The organism is Synechocystis sp. PCC 6714 (assembly GCF_000478825.2).
Lineage (GTDB): Bacteria > Cyanobacteriota > Cyanobacteriia > Cyanobacteriales > Microcystaceae > Synechocystis.
In genome coordinates, this window is record NZ_CP007542.1 from 357,907 (window position 1) to 380,484 (window position 22,578).

General features: G+C 49.3%; 21 protein-coding genes and 1 tRNA gene. 11 read left to right on the forward strand and 11 right to left on the reverse strand.

What is annotated here, in order from left to right; all coding sequences use genetic code 11:
* Positions 1-26: 26 nt before the first annotated feature.
* From D082_RS01650 to D082_RS18730, 3 genes are all read right to left on the reverse strand, one after another.
* On the reverse strand, positions 27-500 hold the full coding sequence (locus D082_RS01650; RefSeq protein WP_028946670.1) for a low molecular weight protein-tyrosine-phosphatase: 474 nt from the start codon (positions 498-500) through the stop codon (positions 27-29).
* A gap of 58 nt (positions 501-558) precedes the next feature.
* Positions 559-2,178 (reverse strand): iron ABC transporter permease, encoded by a 1,620-nt coding sequence (locus D082_RS01655; protein WP_081857685.1) that lies wholly within the window; start codon positions 2,176-2,178, stop codon positions 559-561.
* 128 nt (positions 2,179-2,306) lie between these two features.
* Positions 2,307-2,576, reverse strand: a complete 270-nt coding sequence (locus D082_RS18730; RefSeq protein ID WP_028946668.1) for a hypothetical protein — start codon at positions 2,574-2,576, stop codon at positions 2,307-2,309.
* Positions 2,577-2,774: 198 nt separating this feature from the next.
* Here D082_RS18730 and ribE point away from each other — a divergent pair, with 198 nt between their 5' ends.
* Together ribE and D082_RS01670 are read left to right on the forward strand one after the other, a co-directional pair.
* Positions 2,775-3,455 carry a riboflavin synthase gene (ribE, locus tag D082_RS01665; RefSeq protein ID WP_028946667.1) on the forward strand — a complete coding sequence of 227 codons (681 nt, stop codon included), beginning with the start codon at positions 2,775-2,777 and terminating at the stop codon, positions 3,453-3,455.
* 121 nt (positions 3,456-3,576) lie between these two features.
* Positions 3,577-4,086 carry a pentapeptide repeat-containing protein gene (locus D082_RS01670; protein ID WP_028946666.1) on the forward strand — a complete coding sequence of 170 codons (510 nt, stop codon included), beginning with the start codon at positions 3,577-3,579 and terminating at the stop codon, positions 4,084-4,086.
* Here the strand turns inward: D082_RS01670 and D082_RS01675 are convergent.
* From D082_RS01675 to D082_RS01685, 3 genes are all read right to left on the reverse strand, one after another.
* The gene (locus D082_RS01675; protein WP_028946665.1) at positions 4,083-5,609 is read right to left on the reverse strand and encodes a UDP-N-acetylmuramoyl-L-alanyl-D-glutamate--2,6-diaminopimelate ligase; all 1,527 of its coding nucleotides are present in this window, start codon (positions 5,607-5,609) and stop codon (positions 4,083-4,085) included. The two genes, D082_RS01670 and D082_RS01675, sit on opposite strands and share 4 nt — an antisense overlap.
* Before the next feature lie 101 nt (positions 5,610-5,710).
* Entirely contained in the window at positions 5,711-6,502 is a 792-nt protein-coding gene (gene queC, locus D082_RS01680) for a 7-cyano-7-deazaguanine synthase QueC (RefSeq protein ID WP_081857597.1), read from the reverse strand.
* Positions 6,450-8,294 (reverse strand): mechanosensitive ion channel family protein, encoded by a 1,845-nt coding sequence (locus D082_RS01685; protein WP_028946663.1) that lies wholly within the window; start codon positions 8,292-8,294, stop codon positions 6,450-6,452. Before D082_RS01685 ends, queC begins: the two co-directional genes overlap by 53 nt.
* Before the next feature lie 112 nt (positions 8,295-8,406).
* On the opposite strand from D082_RS01685, the gene mraY reads away from it, so the two are divergent.
* From mraY to D082_RS01705, 5 genes are read left to right on the forward strand one after another with little or no spacing between them, the layout of a single operon-like run.
* Positions 8,407-9,510, forward strand: a complete 1,104-nt coding sequence (mraY, locus tag D082_RS01690) for a phospho-N-acetylmuramoyl-pentapeptide-transferase (protein WP_028946662.1) — start codon at positions 8,407-8,409, stop codon at positions 9,508-9,510.
* Between the two features lie 12 nt (positions 9,511-9,522).
* Positions 9,523-9,792 (forward strand): UPF0175 family protein, encoded by a 270-nt coding sequence (locus D082_RS01695; protein ID WP_028946661.1) that lies wholly within the window; start codon positions 9,523-9,525, stop codon positions 9,790-9,792.
* Positions 9,789-10,013 carry a hypothetical protein gene (locus D082_RS18875; RefSeq protein ID WP_238546789.1) on the forward strand — a complete coding sequence of 75 codons (225 nt, stop codon included), beginning with the start codon at positions 9,789-9,791 and terminating at the stop codon, positions 10,011-10,013. The genes D082_RS01695 and D082_RS18875 overlap by 4 nt, the downstream gene beginning before the upstream one ends.
* Positions 10,014-10,055: 42 nt before the next feature.
* Positions 10,056-10,283 (forward strand): DUF3368 domain-containing protein, encoded by a 228-nt coding sequence (locus D082_RS18880; protein ID WP_238546790.1) that lies wholly within the window; start codon positions 10,056-10,058, stop codon positions 10,281-10,283.
* A 15-nt stretch (positions 10,284-10,298) separates the two neighbouring features.
* The gene (locus tag D082_RS01705; RefSeq protein ID WP_028946660.1) at positions 10,299-11,870 is read left to right on the forward strand and encodes an NAD(P)/FAD-dependent oxidoreductase; all 1,572 of its coding nucleotides are present in this window, start codon (positions 10,299-10,301) and stop codon (positions 11,868-11,870) included.
* A gap of 53 nt (positions 11,871-11,923) precedes the next feature.
* Here D082_RS01705 and D082_RS01710 read toward each other — a convergent pair whose 3' ends face one another.
* Entirely contained in the window at positions 11,924-13,624 is a 1,701-nt protein-coding gene (locus D082_RS01710; RefSeq protein ID WP_193386676.1) for an MASE1 domain-containing protein, read from the reverse strand.
* A gap of 182 nt (positions 13,625-13,806) precedes the next feature.
* Positions 13,807-13,878: transfer RNA gene (locus D082_RS01715), tRNA-Thr, on the reverse strand.
* Positions 13,879-13,939: 61 nt separating this feature from the next.
* Here D082_RS01715 and pheA point away from each other — a divergent pair.
* Together pheA and nblB are read left to right on the forward strand one after the other, a co-directional pair.
* Entirely contained in the window at positions 13,940-14,839 is a 900-nt protein-coding gene (gene pheA / locus D082_RS01720) for a prephenate dehydratase (RefSeq protein ID WP_028946659.1), read from the forward strand.
* Between the two features lie 39 nt (positions 14,840-14,878).
* Positions 14,879-15,541 carry a phycobilisome degradation protein NblB gene (gene nblB, locus D082_RS01725; protein ID WP_028946658.1) on the forward strand — a complete coding sequence of 221 codons (663 nt, stop codon included), beginning with the start codon at positions 14,879-14,881 and terminating at the stop codon, positions 15,539-15,541.
* 12 nt (positions 15,542-15,553) lie between these two features.
* On the opposite strand, the gene D082_RS01730 is transcribed toward nblB, so the two are convergent.
* The 3 genes from D082_RS01730 to D082_RS01740 all read right to left on the reverse strand — a co-directional run bounded on the left by D082_RS01730 (position 15,554) and on the right by D082_RS01740 (position 18,481).
* Positions 15,554-17,224: an MBL fold metallo-hydrolase gene (locus tag D082_RS01730; RefSeq protein ID WP_038529894.1), complete on the reverse strand. Its 1,671-nt coding sequence runs from the start codon at positions 17,222-17,224 to the stop codon at positions 15,554-15,556.
* Between the two features lie 71 nt (positions 17,225-17,295).
* Complete coding sequence (locus D082_RS19270; protein WP_038531209.1) at positions 17,296-17,418, reverse strand: membrane protein; 123 nt, start codon at positions 17,416-17,418, stop codon at positions 17,296-17,298.
* A 229-nt stretch (positions 17,419-17,647) separates the two neighbouring features.
* Positions 17,648-18,481, reverse strand: a complete 834-nt coding sequence (locus D082_RS01740; protein WP_202963097.1) for a squalene/phytoene synthase family protein — start codon at positions 18,479-18,481, stop codon at positions 17,648-17,650.
* 280 nt (positions 18,482-18,761) lie between these two features.
* On the opposite strand from D082_RS01740, the gene D082_RS01745 reads away from it, so the two are divergent.
* Together D082_RS01745 and D082_RS01750 are read left to right on the forward strand one after the other, a co-directional pair.
* The gene (locus tag D082_RS01745; RefSeq protein ID WP_028946655.1) at positions 18,762-19,880 is read left to right on the forward strand and encodes a cell wall metabolism sensor histidine kinase WalK; all 1,119 of its coding nucleotides are present in this window, start codon (positions 18,762-18,764) and stop codon (positions 19,878-19,880) included.
* A gap of 67 nt (positions 19,881-19,947) precedes the next feature.
* On the forward strand, positions 19,948-22,461 hold the full coding sequence (locus tag D082_RS01750) for a transglycosylase SLT domain-containing protein (protein WP_238546791.1): 2,514 nt from the start codon (positions 19,948-19,950) through the stop codon (positions 22,459-22,461).
* Positions 22,462-22,578 lie beyond the last annotated feature (117 nt).

Sequence of the window (22,578 nt, forward strand, 5' to 3'; positions counted from 1 at the left end):
CCGACCAGGGGTATCCGGTTCCTGTCTTAGGGGGTCCTATTTTTGCCGATGCTGGTGAGTAAATTGGCGCAGGCATCTTCGAGTAAGTCAATCACATGTTCGAATCCCGCCTGGCCGCCGTAGTAGGGGTCGGGCACTTCCCGATCGCCAAACTTTTCGGCATAATCACAGATCATCTTTACTTTATGGTGATGTTGTCCTGCCGGATCCTGGGCAAGAATATTACGGTAGTTATCCCGGTCCATGGCTAGAATCAGGTCAAAGGAATGGAAATCTGTGGGGAGAAATTGTCTTGCCCTTCCCTGTACTCGGTAACCCCGTTTTTTCAAACTTGCTGTCATGCGGCGATCGGGGGGGTCTCCCACATGGTAACCGGAAGTCCCGGCGGAGTCGCAAAGGATTTCTGCCCCCAAGCCAGCCTGTTCAATTTGGGCATTCATGATATTTTCCGCCGCTGGCGATCGGCAAATATTTCCTAAACAGACAAACAATAATTTCATCTTTAAATCTAAAGGTCTAGGATCGATGGGTTAAAACTGAATGTGTATAAATTTCCCACTAACTTTGTAGATCGTTGGGGCGGGAGCGGGCAATTTGCACACTGAGGAAAATCACGGGCAACATTCCCGCCAGAATAATGGTCAGTGCTGGGGCTGCCGCCTCAATGAGCCGTTCGTCGGAGGCGTATTGATAAACCCGGATGGCTAAGGTATCGAAGTTAAAAGGACGGATTACCAACGTTGCTGGCAATTCTTTCATTACGTCGACAAACACCAACATCACAGCGGTGAGTAGGCCTCCGGTCATTAGGGGAGCATGGACTTGCCAGAGAATTTGGCTGGGGCTTTTGCCTAAACTGCGGGCCGCATCGTCCAAACTGGGTTTAATTTTGCCTAAACTACCTTCAAGGGAGCCCAGGGCCACGGCCAAAAACCTGACCAGATAGGCATAGACCAGAATGGCAATGGTGCCACTCAGCAGAAGACCCATTTTTACGCCCCAAATATTTTCCCACCAATCAGCCAGCCAATTGTCAAAGTTTCCCGCTGGAATGAGCACCCCCACGGCAATGACGGAACCGGGGATGGCATAGCCCATGGAAGTGACTTTGACTGCGAAGGAGGTTAGGGGTTGGCGGCTCAACCTTTGGCCATAGACCAGGATTAAACCAATCCCTAGGGCGATCGCCGCGGTGAGGCAGGCCAGGATTAAACTGTGGGAGGCCAATTGGAAGAAGTTATTGTTACTGACTTCCTGGGCGTAGGAGAGAGTAAGGTAAAGCAAATAGCTGGCGGGTATTAAAAAGCCGAGCAAGAAGGGAAAAAGACAAAAAACTAAGGCCCCGATCGCCCTTAGGCCCCGGAGTTGATAACGGGGTAAATGCTGTTGGGGACTACTGGATTGATAAAATTTTGCCTGACGGCGGGACCAGCGTTCCAAGATAACCAGGAGGAAAATAAAAATCATTAAAAAGGCCGCCAGTTGGGTGGCCCCTTGCCTTTCCCCAAAGCCGAACCAGGTGGAATAGATACCTGTGGTGAAAGTATTGACGCCAAAATATTGCACAGTGCCAAAATCATTCAGGGTTTCCATCATTACCAACGCTAAACCAGCGGCGATCGCCGGCCGAGCTAGGGGCAGTGCCACCCGACCAAAACTTTGCCAGGGGTTACAACCAAGGGAACGACTGGCTTCTAGGGTGCAAATTCCCTGTTCTAAAAAGGCAATGCGAGTTAGGAGATAAACGTAGGGATAGGAGACCAAAGCCAAAATGGCGATCGCCCCCCAAAGGGAACGGATATTGGGAAACCAATACTCAGGGGCTGACTGCCAACCGAAGATAGGACGCAGTAGTCCTTGGACGGGACCGTAGTAGTCCAAAAGGTTGCTATAGCCGTAGGCCAATAAGTAGGCCGGGGAAGACAGGGGTAATAACAAAGCCCATTCCAACCAGCGGGAGCCGGGAAAACGGCACATGGTCACTAGCCAAGCGGTACCCACCCCCAAAACCAAAACCCCCGCTCCCACTCCCACCATAAGAGCTAGGGAGTTACGAATGTATTCTCCCAAAACCGTCTCCCAGAGGTGTTGAAAAATTTCCCCCTGCCAGGAAAAAATACCCAGAAAAACAAAGACCACCGGCACTGCAATCCAAGCGGCGATCAGTAAACTGACCATAACCCAAACATTGAGGGAAACTTTACTGAAGGGGGAAAACGCAATGGAGAAATTAAACACGGCAGATCGGACGCAGTGACAAGGCTGGGTTACTATCGGTTACTGATGCTAAATGACTATGGAATGGATCAGCTAGTGGGGGGCTCGTCTGTTTTAAAAGGATTTTGCCCGATGCCCAATTCTTTTTTGCTCTCCTTAAGGCTCTTCCATAGTTTTTTGATTCTCTCATAGGCTTCCACTGTTTCAATTTTGCCTGCGGTCTCTAAATTGCAAATCACACTCACTTTCTGGGCGAATTCCTGTAGATTTGCATTAAAAACCAACTTTTCCGGCTTGAAATCCCCATAATATTTACTTTTGGGATACATAAATGCGTCTTTTTCCGGATTATCAGTCATATTATCTCTTCAGCGGACAAGAACACTAACCATTGTAGGCGCATTGACCATTTCCGGGGGGTTGGGTCGGGTAAAAATAACCCTGCTCAGACCATGGCTTCTAAGGGTTTTTGTCAATTACCGCAGTAACCCAACCCAAGCTGGGACAATGGTGGTGGTTATTCCAGACCGTCCCCATCTTCCCCTATTTCTTCCATTGTGTTTACCGGCATTATCCAATCCCTCGGTTACCTTTCTGCCCAGCGGGCCGACCGCCTGGAAATTACCCTCGCTCCTCCTGATGCCCAAAGGGTCCTGGGAGATATGGCTTTGGGGGATAGCATTGCAGTGGATGGAGTTTGCCTCACCGTAGAGGCGATCGCCCACCATGGGTTTCTAGCGGATATTTCCCCGGAAACTTTGCAGCGCACCACCCTCGGCCGAGCCAAGGAACGACGCACAGCGGTCAATATTGAAACTTCCCTCCGGGTAGGGGGAAAAGTGGGAGGACATTTTGTCTCCGGCCATGTGGACGGAGTGGGGCAATTGTTGAGCAACGAACAAACTGACAATGCTTGGCTACTAAGCTTTGGTCCGGTGGGGAATCTGCAGGGACAATGGTATCAGTATCTAGCGCCCTACCTCGTGCCTAAGGGCAGTATCGCCGTCAATGGCATTAGTTTGACGGTGGCGGACTGTGGAGAGAATTGGTTTAATGTGGCAGTAATTCCCCACACCTACAGCGAAACTAATTTGCAACTGTTACAACCGGGGGACTGGGTTAATTTGGAGGGGGATATTTTGGGTAAATATGCGGCCCGATTTTTGTCCCGGGGTCAAGCAACAGAAAGGGCTAAAGATATTGACCTAGCGTTTTTGTCCGAACATGGCTACGGCTAGCATGATGCCACCGGTAAGCATAGTTAGCCACAGTTAATTTCAGGTTTCAACGGGTAGAAATTGCCTTTGCTCCACTGGATTGTTTTGCTAGGCTGGAGGGAGATCCCGAGAAATTAGTTCTATGTTTTCTTTGCTCCTTTCTGGCTGGCAGCGGTGGCTACAAATACTTATCTTGGCGATCGCCTTGGTGTTGCTCTGGGCGCCATCGGCATTGGCCCAAGCCAATACGGTGAACTACACCTATGGGGATTTAGCTCGGTCAGATTTTTCCCATCAGGACTTAACCAAAGCGGTGTTTGCGGCGGCGGATTTACGGGAAAGCAATTTTGAGGGGAGTGATCTAACCTTTTCCATTTTGACCGATGCGGTTTTCCTCCATGCCAATCTCCGGGGTGCTAACCTGAGTGGCTCCCTGGTGGACCGGGTTACCCTGGATTTTGCTGATTTGCGGGACACCATTTTCACCGAGGCGATCGCCACCCGCACCCGTTTTTACGACACCGATATTACGGGGGCAGATTTTAGTGATGCGGTGCTTGATGCTTACCAAGTCAAACTGATGTGTGAACGGGCGGCAGGGGTTAATCCAGTCACTGGGGTAGCCACCAGAGAAAGTTTAGGTTGTCGTTAATGGTGACCGTTGTAACGCAGAGTCAACGCTTCCCTGGCCTGTTCCCGGTCATCAAAGTGGATCTTTTCCGTCCCGAGAATCTGGTAGTCTTCATGACCTTTACCGGCAATTAACACCCCATCCCCTGGTTGCGCTTCGCGGATTGCTTTTTGGATGGCAGTGGCCCGATCGCCAATAATCCAGGGCTTGGCATCTGGGGCAATACCCTGTACCACATCGGCCAAAATTTGTTCCGGATCTTCGGTACGGGGATTATCGGAAGTAACCACCGCTAGGTCGGATAACTGGGCGGCAATATTGCCCATTAAAGGGCGTTTAGTGCGGTCACGATCGCCACCACAACCGAATACGCAAATCAAACGGCCGGGGATGAAGGGTCGAGCAGCCTTGAGAGCATTTTCCAAACTATCAGGGGTGTGGGCATAGTCCACCATGACAGAAATGTCCTGATCCGGGCGGATTTTGACTTGCTCCATGCGCCCTGGTACCCCAGGAAAATTGAGCAAATCCTTGACCATAGTGGCTAAATCTAAACCAAAATGCACTCCACTGGCGATCGCCGCTAACACATTAGCTAAGTTAAATTGCCCTACTAGCGGAGACTGGAATGGTAATGATCCCTGGGGCGTGACCAAAATCCCCTGCACACCGGTAGGTTGATAGTCTAAATCTTTGGTGTAAAAATCCGCTGTGCTCCCATTGACACTGTAGGTATAAACTTGCTCCGACGGCAGGCGATCGATTAATTTTTGCCCGTAAACGTCATCTTGGTTAATCACTGCCCGACCCTTTAAATATTGCCCTTCAAACAGCAGGGCTTTGGCGGCAAAATAATTGTCCATAGTGCCGTGGAAATCCAAGTGATCCTGGGTCAGGTTGGTGAAAACAGCACAGGCAAAGTCACATTGCAAGACCCGCCCCTGGGCCAAGGCGTGGGAACTGACTTCCATCACTGCGTACTGATTGCCTGCTTGAAGAGCTTCCGCCAATTGTTTCTGCAAATCCGTAGCAAAAGGGGTAGTGTGGGTAGCGTTTTTTTGATAGCCGGGCCAACGGGTGTAGAGGGTACCTAATAAAGCGCTGGGCCGTTGCTGTTGGTTAAGAAAATATTCAATTAGATGGCTGGTGGTGGTTTTCCCATTGGTGCCTGTTACCCCGGTCAACTGTAAAGTTTGGGCCGGATGTTGATAAAAAGCGGCGGCAATATCAGCACAAACCTTGACCAAATCCGGCACGGCAATGACACATTCTCCATTTTGGGCCGGAAACTTTTGCAATGCGCTCTCACTCACCACGGCGGCGATCGCCCCGCCACTGAGGGCCCCAGACCAAAATTCGCCCCCATCGACCCTAGTGCCTGGCATACCAATGAATAATGTGCCGGGGGAACAAGCGTGGGAATTGGTGGACAAACCCTCCACTACTTCTCCTAGGGCGGGGTAACGCTCAGGTTCCTGGGTTAACCAAGGGGCGGCGGCTACCACTGCTGGAACCGATGCTAATAAATGCCCTAACTTAACCATGGTCGTTTTTCCCCAATCAAATTTGCCGTAATTGAAGGTCAATATACCTGAGATGTTCCAAGTGGGGTTAGCCCCTGGTGTACTGGTTGCCAAGGTTTTACCTAGCTTTGACCCACGTCCTCTCTCCGGTGACGACCTTGGACACTGGCCAGTTCAGGGTGACCTGCTTCGATCAAGGCCTGATCCCGCAAACGGCAGGAATCACAGCGGCCACAGGGTTGCTCTCCCCCGGCATAGCAAGACCAGGTTTCGGCAATGGGCACCCCCAACTCCAAGGCTTTATGGACAATGTCGACTTTGCTGAGTGTAATCAGGGGCGCAATTAATTGGATTGGTCGCCCTTCCACTCCCACTTTGGAAGATAGGGCTGCTAATTGTTGATACACCGCTAAATATTCGGGGCGACAGTCAGGATAGCCGGAATAATCAATGGCGTTAATACCTAAAAATACCGCTTCGGCTCCCTGGGCTTCAGCCAAAGATAAACCCAGAGCAATAAAAACAGTGTTACGCCCCGGCACATAGGTGGAAGGAATAATATCCGGCTCCACTCCCCCTTGGGGCAGGATTTGTTGGCGATCGGTTAGGGAAGATCCTCCCCATTGGGCCAAGTCCAAATCAACGGTGAAATGGTGCTCGATCGCCAGGGCTTGAACAATGGCTTGGGCTGCCTGGAGCTCCCGGTCATGGCGTTGGCCATAGTTAAAGGACAGGGCAATCACTTGGTACCCTTCCTCTTTGGCGATCGCCGCTACAGTGGCGGAATCTAGTCCCCCTGATAAAAGAACAACAGCAGTTTTGGTCATCACAACTTCAACGATTTTCTTGATCAAATTAACTCTAAATTTCTCCAGTGGACTCAATGGCACTAAAGGGGAGAGTACTGGCTCCATTGGTGGTATATATTCGGCGGGGAACACCAATTTCAATGTTATTTTCCGTTAGGGCCTGACGTACTCGAAACCGCAGCTCCCGTCCCACGGACCATTGCTGAGCCGGTGCTGTTTGAATCCAGATGGTGATGGTCATGCCCTCATGGGTGAGACTGTCGATGCCCAACACATCGGGAACCGCTAGCATTTTGTCGCGCCATTCCGGGTCATCGTACAGATTTTCCCCCACCTGACGCAACACATTGATGGCCTTGGCGGGGTCGGTGTCGTAGGCCACATTGATACTCACATTAGCCCTGGACCAAGAACGGGTCAGATTCTTCACTTGGGTAATGGCACTGTTGGGAATGGTTACCAATTCCCCTCCGGCGCTTCGTAGCTGGGTAACCCGCAAATTCAAATTTTCCACTCCTCCGGCGGCAAAGCCAACATCAATCACATCACCGATGGCGTACTGATCCTCCGCCAACACCAGGAATCCATCGACTAAATCCTTGACTAAACTTTGGGAACCAAAGGAAATGGCCAGGGCCACCAAACCTCCGATGGCAACCACAGACCCGGTGGGAATACCGAGGATGGTCAAGGCGGTCAATAGCCCGCTGGTGGTAATAACCACTGTCACCACACCTTTGATAGCCCCGGCGATGGTGGAAATGCGGAGATCTCGTCTTTGGTTATCCCCCAAATTGATAAATTTATTGAGGCTTATGTAGCTAGTGTTTTGCCAATTATCTTTTAATAGTTCGATAATGCGGTGACCGATGCGGATGGCTAGGCCGACAAAAAACCACAGCAGTAATAATTGCAAAGGCCGGCCCAGAATGGCACCACTGAGGGTCGCTAAGCCGGGAATTTCTCGGAATATGGCGAATAGTCCGAAGTACCAACCAAGGATGATCACCCAGAACAAAAGCCACTGAATAAACTGCCAAAAGCCAATTTTTCGTTCGATGTTAAGTATTTGGGGCAATCTTTGCCAAAATATTCGTTGCCGTTGCCCTAGGATTTTCGGCACAGGATAGCGGGCTTCTATGGGGTCGGGGTGGTTTTCAGCAAAGACCTCCGACTCCGCTTGTTGTTCTTGTTCGGCGGCGATCGCCTGTTTACGCTTTAGGAGCAGTTGACGATAACGGAAAATTAGATATTTGATGCCGGCAATGACAGCCGTTGCCACCAATAGGGCAGCAGATATTTGCAAAGCCTTTTTAAAGGATTGCTCCAAGGCTTCTGGGGTGGTGCTGGCCTGGCCCCGACGAATTTCTTCATCTAGTTTTTTTCGCCATCGCTCTGCCAAAACATCGATGGTTTGACCGTTGAAATCCGCATCATTTTCCGTCACGGAAGCCAGAACAAGGGGTAGGGGATAATCATCATTGCTGACGGTAACCACCACCACATTATTGAGGCGAGATGTTTCCACCCTTAGGTCATCGGGGTTCATATCCCGCCCAAAAATGGCCAGTTCCAGTTTGCTTTTAATATCTTGGGCCCTTTGCTCCACAGGAACCCCGTCGTTGTCCCCCTGGCGGTCATAAACGGTGGGGGATGCCACATTGAATAGAAAACTGTTATCAATGGGCGATCGGACGGGGGCCACTTCGATGGGACCGTACCGGGAAACCTCTGGGGGTTTGTAGCCACGGCTCTGGCCACTAAATCCTTGGGGCATGACAAATTGAGCTTGGCTGGGGTGGGGAATAGTCAGTAGTAGGGCTAGAACGATGCAGCCGAGCCAGAAGAAACGTTGATATTTTCGTCGATATTTTTTCAGTTTGGTAATTAAGGGCATGGTTCTTGATGTTCAAATCTGTCAGCAAAATCGACAGCCAAAGGCCAGCAACCTTGATGGTAGTCTGATGGAGAAAACGTCATTGATCAACCCCTGAACTAATTTTTTGACTATGGCCAACGCAAAATCCTCATCCCTTCCCAGTTGGAAGAATCCCAGCGGTAAAACCTTGCTAATTCTGCTCTGGGCCCTGGCTTTAGCCCTGATGGCTCTGTTGGGTAATTGGGCAGGTGTGCCATGGTTAGGCAATGTAAAATTACTTATTGCCCTTGGTTTTACGGCCCTAATCACCGCCTTGATTGGCATGGCGGTAGTACCAATGTTCGTAAACCTCAAAGCGAGCCAAGTAATCCAGTCCGATGGCCCCCAAAGTCATCTGAAAAAGGCCGGCACCCCCACCATGGGAGGCATTTTCTTTGTGCCGGTGGCAGTGGCGATCGCCGTGGTAGGGACTCAGTTCAACCCTGATGTCATGGTGGTAGGCCTGGTAACTTTGGGTTACATGGCGATCGGTTGGGTGGATGACTGGCAAATTTTAAAATACAAATCCAATAAAGGGTTAACCCCCAAACAAAAATTATTTTTACAGGTGGCGATCGCCGTTATTTTTTGCACTTGGTTATTTTTTTATGGGCCGGTGGAAATTACCAACATTCGCATTTTGCAATTTGTTTTACCCCTGGGTCTGCTTTTTTGGGGGGTAGCAATATTTGCCCTTGTGGCAGAAAGTAACGCCACTAACTTAACCGATGGGGTGGATGGTTTAGCCGCGGGCACCGGGGCGATCGCCTTTGTGGGGTTAGGTTTACTGGTGGTGACGGAAAATCCAGCGTTGGCCTTTTTTTGCTCTGCCATGGCCGGTGGCTGTATTGGTTTTGTGCACCATAACCATAATCCTGCCCGGGTATTTATGGGGGATACGGGTTCCTTAGCCCTAGGGGGAAGTTTAGCGGCGGTGGGCATCATGACCGGCAACCTCTGGGGTTTATTACTGATCAGTGGCATTTTCCTAGTGGAATCCCTCTCCGTCATTGCCCAAGTCAGTTACTACAAAGCCACCAAAGGCCCCGATGGGGTAGGTAAAAGACTATTAAAAATGGCTCCCGTTCACCATCATTTGGAATTAAGCGGTTGGACTGAAACCCAGATTGTGGGCTCTTTCTATCTCATTAATACCCTTTTGGTGATCGTGGCTATGGCAACAGCGTCAGACTAGAATCAGGGGGTAATGGTTAGTGGTAGTCCAATGCAAATCACCTTAAACTTACCTGATAGCCTCGGTCAGACAATAAACTTTGATCAGAATGATTGGCTCCGGGAAATTGCCATTGCCCTATTTGCACAGGAACGCATTTCCCTTAGCCGTGCCAGTAAAATTTCCTCCATGGAAGTTATGGAATTTCAAAAACTTCTGTCGGAGCGGGAAATTTGTGTTCACTACGACGTAGATGAATTTGAACAGGACATTGAGCAACTGCAAAATCGTGGCTGGTTATGATTGTCATTAGTGACACTTCAGCCCTTGCCAATCTCGCCGTTGTCGATCATCTTTGGCTCCTAGAAGTAATTTACGAAAAGTTAATTATTCCGGAGTCCGTTGCCAGGGAAATTACCATGGCCACTAACCCCCAAATTTCGGCAATTGTGCAGTTAGATTGGATTCAAACCCGCTGTCTTAGTACCAATGGCTATCACCTAGCACGACAACTACAGAGGTAACGGGGCCTTGATTTGGGGGAAGCCCAAGCCATAGCCCTGGCCATGGACTTACAAGCTAACGATCTATTAATTGATGAGCGTTTAGGAAGAAGAGAAGCCTCCCGTTTGGGACTTTCTATAATTGGAATTTTGGGAATTCTTCTTGTTGCCAAACAGAGGAGCCTTATTACTCAGGTGAAACCAATTATTGACAATTTGGTTAGCCAAGCCGGCTTTAGGGTTAGCCCCCAACTGTACCAACGTGTCTTAATTATTGCCCAAGAAATTTAACAAAAAATTGCCCCCATGGACTCTGCCACCAGAACTAACACTTTTTTAGACTCCAAACTTAATTCTGTGCCCGGGGATGCCCTGGGTTATCTACGGCGTTTAGATCAGCGTTGGCAAGCCCTCTGTCAGGGAAAAATTCTCCCCATCCCTGAGGTAGCCCAAAAAGTTAATGGTAAATTAGGAGAAACGGATTTTGACGCGGTGATTTGTGGCGGCACCTTGGGAATTTTATTGGCCCCTAGTTTACAAATAAAAGGTTGGCGTGTTGCCGTCATTGAACGGGGGAAATTACAGGGTCGCGTCCAGGAATGGAATATTTCCCGTCAAGAATTACAAACCTTTGTGGAATTAGATTTACTCACCCCAGAGGAGTTGGAAACGGCGATCGCCAGTGAATATAATCCCGGTCGCATTGCTTTCCATGGGGGGCAAGAATTTTGGATAAATAATGTTTTAAATGTGGGGGTAGACCCGGTTTATTTACTGGAAGCATTGAAGCAAAAATTTCTCCAAGCTGGAGGAATATTATTGGAATACACTGCCTTTCAAAAAACAACTATTCACCCCGATGGAGTTGAAATTAGTTATCAACAAAATGGGGCAGATTCGGTTGATTCCAAAATTACTAGCCGCTTGTTGATTGATGCCATGGGCCATGGTTCTCCCTTAGTAAATCAAGCCCGTCAGGGGAAAATTCCTGATGGAGTTTGCCTTGTAGTTGGTAGTTGCGCCCAGGTTTATCCTGACAACAAAACTGGAGACTTAATTGCCACCACCACAGGAATTACTAATAATTGCCAATATTTTTGGGAAGCTTTTCCAGCCCGGGATGGCCGCACCACCTATCTATTTACCTATGTAGATGTGCATCCTGACCGTATCGGTTTGGAGTTTCTCTTTGAGGAATATTTTCGACTGTTGCCCAGTTACCAAAAAGTTAATCTAGACCAACTACAATGGCAACGATTTTTATCTGGTTTTTTCCCTGCCTATAAATCCAGTCCCCTCCATTTTCCCTGGAGTAGAGTACTAGCCGTGGGAGATAGTGCCGGTAGTCAATCCCCTGTTAGTTTCGGCGGTTTTGGTGCCATAGTACGGCATTTACAACGATTAACCACCGCCATTGGCGAAGCCCTCGAGGGGAATTATTTAACCGCAGCGGATCTGGCTCTTTTACAACCCTACCAGCCCAATATTGGTGTTACTTGGTTATTTCAACAAACTATGGGGGTTAGAATTGGTCAGAAGGCCGATCCAGATCAAATTAATCATCTGATGAATACTGTTTTTGCCATCATGGACCAACAGGGGGAAAAAGTAATGCAACCTTTTCTACAGGACGTCATTCAATGGTCTGGTTTGACTCAAACTTTGCCCAGGGTAAATCCCTTGATAGTATTACCTTTGTTGCCCCAAATTGGTCTTCCAGCCTTGGTAGATTGGTTGGGTCACTATGCTAATTTAGCTGGCTATAGTCTGGCCTATCCTCTGTTTAAAAATATCTTGTTTACCAAACCTAACTTTGAGCAAAAACGTTGTTTAGAAGCTTGGTATTATGGCTCCGGATTTGATTTTCACCGTGACTAAAACATTACCCCGATCGCCCAAATATCCATGGATTTGGACTAATTACCTGGGCTTTAATCCGGTGGACCGACGATATTAACTTCTGTCTCACAATCACTAAAGAGGACGTACTGATTTCTCCCTGCCTGCTTTGCTAAATAAAGGGCTTGGTCTGCCTGCTTGAGTAATGTTTCGCTGTCACCTTCAAACCCAGAACAGGCCACAGCAATGCCAATACTACATGTAACATTGCCTCCATTACCTGTTGCCAGATGCGGAATCGCCTCCGCCTGCAGAGTAATTTTAATTCTTTGGGCAATGGCGATCGCCTCCAGGCGGCCGACTTCGGGCAGAACCAGAATAAATTCCTCCCCCCCATAACGGGCAATGAAATCAGATCCTGGCTGACGAATACAACTTTGCAATATTTGGGCGATCTCCGTTAAGCAAATATCCCCTTGGCCATGGCCATAATGATCGTTATAGAGCTTGAAATAATCCACATCCACCATCATCACAGTAAGATTATTGCCTCTCTGGAGAAAGGCTTCCCATTCCCGGGGAAATTGTTGTTCAAAATAGCGACGGTTAGGAACATGGGTTAATCCATCAATGTGAGCTAGCTTATTCAGTTCAATATTGGCTATTTCTAAGGATTTTTTTGCGGCGGTTAATCTCTCCGTTCTTCTTTTAACTTCATTTTCCAGGTTTCTTACTGCCTGGGCAAGGGATTGTTGGGCAATTTTCTTTTCTTCAATAACGGCAGAAAAAAACAGGGCTGTCATGGAAATTACCCCCGTAAACATCTGTAGAAATATCACTGAATTATTGCCGGAATCATGAATAAATATACCTTGGCCCTGGGCGGTGGTGAAAATAGCAAAAAAAGCAAAAAAAGCAACGAAAACACTAGCAAAAAATTCGCCAAAATGAAAGACCACAAATAGAATTAGTGGCAAAAACATATAGGCGACTGGATAGGATTTATAAAAAGAAAGAAACCAAATTAAAACAGTTAAAGCAATGGACAGAATTAACTTAACATCAGTCAGATGATGACGGCGAAATTGGTAGAAGCGGACAGTAATTAGTACAGGCGAAAAAACAATAATTGCCAAAAAACTATTAGACCACCAAGTGATCCAAGAGTAGAAAAATTTTTCCCAGGTGACAATTCCTAAAAATAATAAGGTGCTAACACCAATAACTGCGGATAAGAACGGACCGATTAATGCCCCCTGGACGAAAGCAATGGTAGTAGAAAGTCTTTGGAAGGGATTGAGAATTGCCAATGGCTCCCTGATACTATCACTATCATTAATAATTGGTACCGATTCCCTTTGGGCTACTAACTTCAGTTTATTTTTTAGCCAGAGGTCTCCCACAAAAGGCTGAATAGTATTGGCAAAGGCAAAGGCAGTTTCTAGGACAAGAAATTGGGTAATACTAGGGGGCGGATCAAACGTAGAAAGTACTGAAATTAAGCCCAACACCGAGCCGAGAATGATACCTGGGGTGACCCAATGACCAAAGTGGAAAAACACGCCAAAGGTTAGGGCGGAGGGAAACCAAACGGGGGCAATTCTCCCCGGTAGTAGTGTGCTAACTAATTGGTCGCTGAGTTTAATTCCTACGACATAAAACAGAGCTACCAAAAGGTTTAAAAGAATATTATGCAGGAGGGGACTTTGCAAAAAAAATGAAGTTTTACTGCCTCCAAGCCAACGAACTAACCCATGGCGATGGATTGGAGCCCAGTGCTCTTGTCTGGCCATAATTACCCTTCTCCCTCAACTTTACAATTACCCGACACTTTACTGTGGCAATTTGTCGAGAGCTTTGCGGTATAGCGCCCGACATTAGAGTTAAGTATAGGCTTAATTGTCTAGGTCTTTGACCAATGGGAAAGGGGCTAGGGAAGAACTAGGGAAGCGATAAACCATAACTCTGAAACCTAAGCCGAAGATGGGATTTGAACCCACGACCAACTGATTACGAATCAGCTACTCTACCACTGAGCTACTTCGGCACGACTTAATTCCACTGCAAAATGATAACATTTCCTGTACCAGCTTTCCTGGGGAGAATTTATGCCACCATTGGTTGTTGCACATTTGGGGCCAAGGGGAACCAATACGGAAACCGTTGCCTTGGTTTATGGGGAACAGCACCAGGAGCGCACTGGACAATTTGTAGAGTTCTTGCCCTGTCCCAGCATCGGCAAAACCCTAGAGGCGGCTGCCCAAGGCCTGGTGGACGTGGCGATCGTGCCGGTGGAGAACTCAACGGAGGGGGGCATTGCTATTACCTTGGATTGTCTGTGGTCGGCGGATAATCTCAAAATACAGCAGGAATTGGTGCTCCCCATCACCCATGTTTTGCTCAGTCGGGGCCAATCTTTAGCCAATCTAAATCGCGTTGTGTCCCATCCCCAAGCCCTGGGGCAATGTCAGAAATGGTTGACCGCCCATCTTCCCCAGGTCAGTTTAGTACCCGCCAATTCCACCACCGAAGCGATTCAAATTATCGGTGACGATCCCACCTCAGCGGCGATCGCCTCTCCCCGGGCTGCCACCCTGTTTGATCTTCCTGTACTACAAACTAATATCCAGGATTACCCCGACAACTGCACGCGCTTTTGGGCAGTCAGTTCAGAGGGCCATCTAAATGGCAGTCACACCACCCTCGCCTTTAGTGTCCCCCGCAATGTGCCCGGAGCCTTAGTTAGCCCTTTACAACTGTTGGCCCAGAGGAACATTAACCTAAGTCGCATTGAATCCCGCCCCACCAAACGGTCATTGGGAGAATATGTCTTTTTTATGGACTTAGAGGCAAGCCAAACAGAACCCCGACTGCGGGAAGCCCTTGGACAGTTAAAACAATACACAGAAGTGCTGAAAATTTTTGGCAGTTACCCCACAAAAGTTCTACAATTGGCTGACCTCCAGCATTTCCATCCACCGGGTTGGCCTGCAAGTTATTCCCCGTGACCCCCTACCATTGCCTTTGACCTTCCCGATCAAGTTTTTATGAGTGACCTCCTCAGCCAGATCCAAACATTGCTCAGCTCAGAAGATTTTAGCGATAAAGTCCGGGGTTTAAATCAACTGCGAGTCCTGGAGCCGGCCGAGGCATTCCCCCTGCTCAAGCCCCTGGTCAAAGATGCCAATCCTCGCATTCGTTATGCAGCAGTCAGTCAGTTGGACCCTGTGGGCAATGCGGATCTGGAGCAAGCCCTCGAACTACTGCGAGATCGCCTCTTCAACGATCCTGAAATTGATGTGCAATCGGTGGCGGCGGATGTGATCGGCGGCCTAAAACTGACAGCGGCCTACCCTGATTTGCAAAGGGCCTATGAAGAAACTCCAGAATGGTTATTGCAGATGAGTATCGTGGCCACCCTGGGGGAAATGGGCGACAGCCGGGGCTTTGACTTACTCAAAATTGCCTTGAGTTCCGAAAATAGTTTAATTAGAACCGCGGCTATCAGTGCCCTGGGGGAACTGGGTAACCCTGAAGCATTTCCCCTGTTGGTGCCCCTGGCCCAGGACGAAGACTGGCAAGTACGGTACCGCTTGGCCTTGGCAGTGGGTCATTTAAACCATCCCGATCGCCAGAATTTACTGCAACAGTTAGCCCAAGACAGGGCGGAGCAGGTGGCCAGCACTGCCCGGGAGTTGTTGGGCATCTAGGTCAAGTTGGCTTTAGGACTGGACATTGTCGGCCGATCTAAACACAGGGCAGTGGCCATCCCCCCTTACCTGTAGACCCATGAGGGGGGACTCGGGATTACGGCAATGGTAATGCTGAAAATATAGGCAATTGGTGCAACAATCACCGTCGGCCAGCCCCCTAATGGTTTGGGATTGCCTCAGCAATTCCCTTTGGCTAATGCCCCTTAAAATCAATTCTTCCCCTTGCCAACGGGCTTGTACAATGCCAGTTTCACCAAACTTGGCCCAACGGGAATTTTCCATAATTTGTCCGTCCAGGTGAATAGCTACTTCCCCCAGGTGATGGACATTTTTGTCGGGCTCCAATTCATGGATTTCCCCCTCATAAATTTGTGGTAGGGGTGGTGTGGGCTGGACAAATCGATCGCCAATGGGTAGGGCTACCCAGTTGCCAGCGGCGGGGGAATGGAGTTGGTAGCGGCTTTGTAACTCCTCCAGGCTAGTGAGGTCTTCGATGTTCGAGCGTTCTCCATGGACAAAGACCAAATGTTGGGGGCGGAGATTGTGGATTAACTGGGTTGTATTGCGCCCATCACTGTGGTCCGCTAAGAGATAATCTGCCAATTCGTATTGGGGAAACTGTCCCAGATTTTCCCAGGCAAAATTGACTAAACAATCCGGTAATTCCACCAACCGGGGCAAAAATACCGTCCACAATCCTGGCAGGGCCGGTGGGCTAGGCCAAGCTCCAGGCCAACTTTCTGTCACGACTAAAGAAGGGGAGGATAATGACAATTTTCCTTGGGGGCCATCAAGGGGACGGAGATGGGGATAGACTTTATCGTCCCAAAACAGGGGTTGATGTTGGGCAAAATTGCGGACATTGTCCGGCAGATAGGCCAAAATTTCTTGGTAAGCATCACAGCCCCCAGCTACCCCCTTCCCGGCCCAAAGATTGACCTGACGGCCTGTAAATTGGTGATGAGTCCGCAGCAGCTTAAGAATTTCCTGGGCTAAGCCCAAGGGGGGCACCGGCAGGAGAATATTTCTCCCCTTCGCTAGTACCGCTTCGATCGCCTGGATGAATTGTTTTTCCTGTTGGCGACGGTGGGGTAAACGGCGACTGCCATACTGTCCTTCGAGGATTAGCACATCAGGCCTTAAGCCCCGCAATTGGGCTAGGGCTAGGCCATCCACCAACTGCAAATGGGACAGACAATAATCCCCGGTATAGACCACTCGGTAAAGGCGATCGCCGTTGTGGTACTCCAGCAAAACCAACGCCGCTCCGGGGAGATGACCTGCGGGCATTAATTCCACTTTTAAATTGGGCAAAATCTCCTGGGGCGATCGCCAGGGCAGAACTTGGGAAAATACAGGCACGTCAACGCCGAGCCAATTTAGGGGCAATAACCTTTGGGTAACCCCACTGGTCAAAATGGGAATGTGGGGAAATTGTTGATGTAACTGCCACAATCCCAGGGCATGGTCCCCATGGGCATGGCTACACACAACCAGATCTATGGCCCCAGGATCTCTTTTCCGTAGGGGGGTCAAATCCGCCAAGCCACAGTCCAACAGGATCCTGTAGGGTCCCAAATTCAACTCTAGGCAAACTCCCCCATCCCGGTGACCTACTCCATAGGGGAAAAAAGATATATCAGCCAACGGTTTTCCCTGGGTCGGCACGGAAAAAGTCATGGAACCCTGGCGATCGGCCCCGGGGGCAAAGCAACATCAATCACAATCAACGGCCCCTGGCGCATGGGGCACTAATGGGCGGAACCGTTACCATCGTACTTATCCGTGTCGTAATAACCATTTTTGGTACCGAAAAAGAGACAGGCTAGGGTAAACACCGCCGTTAGACCAATGAGAATCAATTTAACGTCCATAAAGTTGCATCGAAAACAAAGCAAGGTCGCCCCCATCGTAACTTGTTTCCCCAGGGGGAGTGAAATTTTGCCGCCAATTTCTCCCCCAGGTCAAGGGAAAACCATCTTTGAGCGCCGCCACCGTGAATTAGTGGTCAAATCGATTTACCCCATGCCAATTTTCAAGGCGTGGTAGAGGGGGAAATTACCCACACCGATGACATCGAATAAGCACTAATAGTTGAAATCACTAACTGGCAATGACCCGATTGACCAAAGCCATCACATCGCTGCGGCTCAATTTTTCCTTGCCCAGGGCCAACACATCCAATGTGCCATAGGCCAAGGTTAGGGGGATTTTACAAAAATTTAGGGCCGGGCCGTGGGGCAATGATTTCGTATATTGGTCCGCTAAAGCTAAGTTATATCGGGCATACTTATGCATATCTGCCAGTTCCCAGCCCTGGGGAAAAAAGCTCACCCCCCGTTGGCGATCTTCCTTGTAGTTACGGACAATGTTAACCGCCTGGAGTCCCCGACCAAAACCAATGGCATGGGAACGGTTCGTTTGGGTGCCATCGTGCCAAGCCCATAAATCCGATAGCAGTAGACCAACGGCCCCCGCCACACTGAAGGTGTATTGGTCTAACTCATTTTCTGTTTTGATTTGCCAGTTATGGATGGCCCAAAAAGCCATGCGGTCGGACATGGCCGCGGTGGCATCCCACACCCTGGGGGCAATGCTTTCGGGGGCTAACAGAGCCCATTCCCCCACCCGCAAAGTTACCTCCGGCAATAAATTTTTGTAGGAGTCTAATCCCCGGAGAAAATCCTCACTTTGGGAATGTTCCGTAGCACTCTGGAGATTGAGGCTAATTTGGTTGAGAATTCTTGCCTTAGTCTCCGCATCCAGGTCAGGGTGGTCTTCCACTTCATCGATCGCCCGCATGCAAAGATAGGCAGAGGCCACTGCATCGAGAAGCTGATCAGGCAAAATGCTAATGGGAATGTAGAATGTCCGACTGGTTTCTTTCAAAACCTTAAGGGCATTGCGACGTAGGCTCATGCAATCAACTCCTGACACCAAAAATTTAAGCGGACTCTCAACTTACCTATTCAGGTCTGTAATGCTGGGTAATAGGTTCCGGTGGTGTTAGGGGAAATTTTTTCCTGCTCCATCACCCCAAGGATTCTACTATCTTTGACTGCCAATGCCCTGACCCAGGTAAATTGAGCAAAACAATCTCCCCATTCTATTACGGCTTTGCGGGTGCGCCACAGACAAATCAGGGCCAGGGGCTACAAACCATTGCTTTCCCTCAATGATCCCCGGTTTTTAGCCATCCGCCGTCAATCCAAACCCTATGGCTAAGCTCAGTCTCGGTTCCCGTCTTTTCCTGTCCCACATGCTGGTAATGCTAGTGGGGCTAGGCAGTTTCGTTTCCATGGCAAAGATCTCTTCCCCCCGCATGTTCATCCTGCGCCTAGAAGAATTGGAAAGTCAAGGATTTATCACTGTCCGCTCCGCCAAAACCTATCTGATTCGGGGCTTTGAAACGGCCTGGAACCGCAGTTCCCTCTGGGCAATTATTTTTGGTGCCAGCGCCGCCGGGGGGTTAAGCTTCCTAGCCGCAGACCGGATTATGCAACCCCTCGATCGCCTAAAATTAGCTACGAAAAATTTGGCAGAGGGGGATTTACAATCCCGGATGCTCCCCAGTGATATTCCCGAATTGGATGAGTTGGGACAGAGTTTTAACCGGATGGCGGATAGCTTGGAAAATGTGGAACAACAAAGGCGGGAACTGGTAAGCGACTTAACCCATGAGCTTAGATCACCTTTAACGGTGGTGCGGGGTTATCTGGAAGAGTTGGCAGAAGGCAGAATTACAGCGGACCCGGAATTGTATCAACGGTTGGTGGGAGAAACCCGACGCTTGGAACGACTGACGGTGGATTTACAGGAATTGTCCAAAGTGGAAGCGGGTTATTTATCCATTCAACGGCAACCCTTGGATCTTTATCCGCTATTGGTAAAACTACAGCAACGGTTTGCGGATCAGTTATTGGAGGATGGCCCGGAATTAATACTCATTGCCGAACCTTCTCTCCCAACAGCGTTAGCGGATCCTGACCGCACGGAGCAAATTTTGGTTAATTTAATTGGTAATGCAGTGCGCTATACCCCCAGCGGCTCCATCCTCATCAATGCTCATCTTGGTAAGGATAGGAAGAATAAAGAAAAGGGAAATTTACTCTGGGTGACCGTTGCTGACACGGGCATTGGCATCGCCGAGGAGGATTTGCCCTACATTTTCGAGCGGTTTTGGCGGGCGGATAAATCCCGTTCCCGTTACTCCGGAGGCACTGGCCTGGGGCTGGCGATCGCCAAACGATTGGTGGAGTTACAGGGGGGCAGTTTGATTGTCACAAGCACCTTGGGGGAAGGGAGTGAGTTTAGCTTTTCCCTGCCTTTGGTTTGAATTCTATGTTCCCTAAACCCCTTGGCAAAGGTAATGTAGAGTGGTGGTTTGGCATTACTCCAATATTATGCACAAGAAATCAAAAGCCCAATTGCAGGATTATCTCAAAGATTTAACTGCACTGGGGGACGCTTCATCAGAGCCAATGGAGGCCAACCATGGCGGCCCCCAAGGGAAAAAGGAGGAAGAAGCAGAAACAAATTCTTCCCCAAGAAAAAGGCTGTCCTTGCCCAATTTATCTAGTCCTTCCTTGGGAGCAGAAGCGGAAAATTCAGACGGTGTGGAGCAACCGGAATCCACCTATCTATCGGTCCCATTGGGCCGAAGTAATCAGACCAATGTAGCCATCGCCCCACTAAACTCGGATTACATTGCCCCAGAGGAATTGGACGATCAACCCAGGGGCTTTTTGGGCAGTAAACGCTGGCTCTGGTTGGGAGGTATATTGATACTGTTGATAGGCGGCACCGCCATTACTTTGCCCAAAGCACTGCAAATGGTGAACAGCTGGCGACAGGAAGCCCAACTTAAGGCCTACGAGCAGGAACAACATCAGGACTCGGAGGTGTTGCGTTTGGCCTTGTTATCTCCAACGGAACGGCGGGCTAGGCTGGAGGCGATCGCCAACCAAGAGGAATTATCCCTGGAAAGAAGTCGGGCTCGGTTTTTGTTAGCAGGGGATTTATTAACGGAATTTGAAGGGGGCCCTGCCATCCGCATGCTGGAAGGATTGGAAGTGCAATATCCAGTGTTAGCGCCCTACATTTTGCTGATGCGGGGCCGGGGTTATCAACTAAGCAATGAAAATGACCAAGCCCAGGCCACCTGGCAAAGTATTTTGGATAAATACCCCGATTCCCCCGTGGTGGTTAACGCCCTGGAAAATTTGGGTAGTTTGAATGAAGTCTATTGGCAACAGGCGATCGCCGACCATCCCGGCCATCCCCGCACCCTGGCTATTCTCCACCAGCAACTGGAAACTGACCCCAATGCTTTGGAAATTCAACGGCAAATTTTGCAAAACCATCCCACCGATGGCCGCACCGCCGCAGTCATTAGCAATTTATTGGCTAATCATCCAGGGGAATTGACCCCGGAAGATTGGCAAGCCGTGGGGGATAATTTTTGGCACCGCCGCATCTACAATCAGGCGATCGCCCCCTATGAAAAGGCCCCGGCCAATGCCCGTAATCTTTATCGCCTAGCCCGGGCCCAACAGATTAGTAAGCTGGACAATGAAGCGAAGGAAAATTATCGTCAATTAATTGCCACCTATCCCGACAGCGAAGAAACAGCGTTAGCTCTGCGACGTTTAGCCGAACTGGTTCCCCCCCCCGAAGGGGTGCAATATTTGGAACAGTTGGAGCAACAATTTCCCGACCAGGGGGCCTCTGCCTTAGCGGCCCGCATAGATCTATTGGCAAAATTTGACACCAACCAAGCCCAACAGGCCCGCCAAATTCTGCTGCAAAAATACTCCAACTCCGATGCAGCGGCCAATTATCGGTGGCGCCAGGCCCAGGAGTTTGCTAAAGCGGGCAATTACAGCGAAGCTTGGCGTTGGGCCAAGGAAATTGCCAACCAAAATCCCCAAAGTGACATTACCCCCAAAGCTATTTTTTGGATCGGTAAATGGGCCCAACAACTGGGGCGATCGGCTGATTCTAAGGCCGCATTTGAAACGGTGTTGGCTAAATATCCCCAGTCCTACTATGCTTGGCGATCGGCAGTCTTACTAGGTTGGCAGGTGGGGGACTTTAACTCGGTGCGTTTCCTCAATCCCCCGGTCACCGTGCCGGATCAACGGCCTTTACCCCCGGCCGGTTCCCCCACTTTTCGAGAACTATACCGTTTAGCCCAGGATCAAGAGGCGATCGAACTGTTCAATGCGGAAATTCGGGCCCGGGTGGAAGAGAAAGCCACACCGGAGCTAACGGTCAATGAAGGTTTTACGGAAGCTTTGCTCAAACTGACCCAACAGGAGTATTTACAGGGCATTAACCAAGTCTTGAATTTGCGGAATCCTGAGAACCCGGAGCAGAGGAAACAATGGGAGGAATTGCGTGCCACCAGAGAATATTGGCAGACTCTTTTTCCCTTTCCTTACCAACAACTAATTTTTGAGTGGTCAGAAAAACGTCAGGTCAATCCCTTTTTGGTCACAGCCTTAATTCGTCAGGAATCCCGCTTTGAAAAGGATATTCAATCCCCTGTGGGGGCAACAGGGTTAATGCAGATAATGCCGGCCACAGCGGCATGGATTGCACCCCAAATTGGTCTGCAGCAATATTCCCTCACTGATCCCACCGATAACGTCAACATGGGCACTTGGTATTTTGACCACACCCATAAAACCTATAACAATAATTCTGCCTTGGCGGTGGCTAGCTATAACGCCGGGCCGGGCAATGTGGCCAAATGGCTACAGGAATTCAATAACGCTGACCCTGATCTATTTGTGGAACGCATTCCCTTTGCGGAAACCAAGGGTTATGTGGAGTCCGTATTTGGTAATTATTGGAATTATTTACGCATTTATGACCCGGATGTGGAGAAGTTGATGGGACAATTGGGTCGTTGACAAGGACTGCAATTTGCAAAAGGCTATCAAAAACTATTGAGAAAATTGAAAAACTCAGCTTTAGAAAACCATTGGAGCTGGTTTAAGCAGTTCGTTGGAGCCTGGGCAAACTAAAAA

Bases quoted from the DNA above. Each gene is read 5' to 3' on its own strand.
- D082_RS01650 (WP_028946670.1), bottom strand. From the start codon at position 500: ATGAAATTATTGTTTGTCTGTTTAGGAAATATTTGCCGATCGCCAGCG.
- D082_RS01655 (WP_081857685.1), bottom strand. From the start codon at position 2,178: ATGGTCAGTTTACTGATCGCCGCTTGGATTGCAGTGCCGGTGGTCTTT.
- D082_RS18730 (WP_028946668.1), bottom strand. From the start codon at position 2,576: ATGACTGATAATCCGGAAAAAGACGCATTTATGTATCCCAAAAGTAAA.
- D082_RS01670 (WP_028946666.1), top strand. From the start codon at position 3,577: ATGTTTTCTTTGCTCCTTTCTGGCTGGCAGCGGTGGCTACAAATACTT.
- D082_RS01675 (WP_028946665.1), bottom strand. From the start codon at position 5,609: ATGGTTAAGTTAGGGCATTTATTAGCATCGGTTCCAGCAGTGGTAGCC.
- queC (WP_081857597.1), bottom strand. From the start codon at position 6,502: ATGGAGCCAGTACTCTCCCCTTTAGTGCCATTGAGTCCACTGGAGAAA.
- D082_RS01685 (WP_028946663.1), bottom strand. From the start codon at position 8,294: ATGCCCTTAATTACCAAACTGAAAAAATATCGACGAAAATATCAACGT.
- mraY (WP_028946662.1), top strand. From the start codon at position 8,407: ATGGCCAACGCAAAATCCTCATCCCTTCCCAGTTGGAAGAATCCCAGC.
- D082_RS01695 (WP_028946661.1), top strand. From the start codon at position 9,523: ATGGTTAGTGGTAGTCCAATGCAAATCACCTTAAACTTACCTGATAGC.
- D082_RS18875 (WP_238546789.1), top strand. From the start codon at position 9,789: ATGATTGTCATTAGTGACACTTCAGCCCTTGCCAATCTCGCCGTTGTC.
- D082_RS18880 (WP_238546790.1), top strand. From the start codon at position 10,056: ATGGACTTACAAGCTAACGATCTATTAATTGATGAGCGTTTAGGAAGA.
- D082_RS01705 (WP_028946660.1), top strand. From the start codon at position 10,299: ATGGACTCTGCCACCAGAACTAACACTTTTTTAGACTCCAAACTTAAT.
- D082_RS01710 (WP_193386676.1), bottom strand. From the start codon at position 13,624: ATGGCCAGACAAGAGCACTGGGCTCCAATCCATCGCCATGGGTTAGTT.
- pheA (WP_028946659.1), top strand. From the start codon at position 13,940: ATGCCACCATTGGTTGTTGCACATTTGGGGCCAAGGGGAACCAATACG.
- nblB (WP_028946658.1), top strand. From the start codon at position 14,879: ATGAGTGACCTCCTCAGCCAGATCCAAACATTGCTCAGCTCAGAAGAT.
- D082_RS01730 (WP_038529894.1), bottom strand. From the start codon at position 17,224: ATGACTTTTTCCGTGCCGACCCAGGGAAAACCGTTGGCTGATATATCT.
- D082_RS19270 (WP_038531209.1), bottom strand. From the start codon at position 17,418: ATGGACGTTAAATTGATTCTCATTGGTCTAACGGCGGTGTTTACCCTA.
- D082_RS01745 (WP_028946655.1), top strand. From the start codon at position 18,762: ATGGCTAAGCTCAGTCTCGGTTCCCGTCTTTTCCTGTCCCACATGCTG.
- D082_RS01750 (WP_238546791.1), top strand. From the start codon at position 19,948: ATGCACAAGAAATCAAAAGCCCAATTGCAGGATTATCTCAAAGATTTA.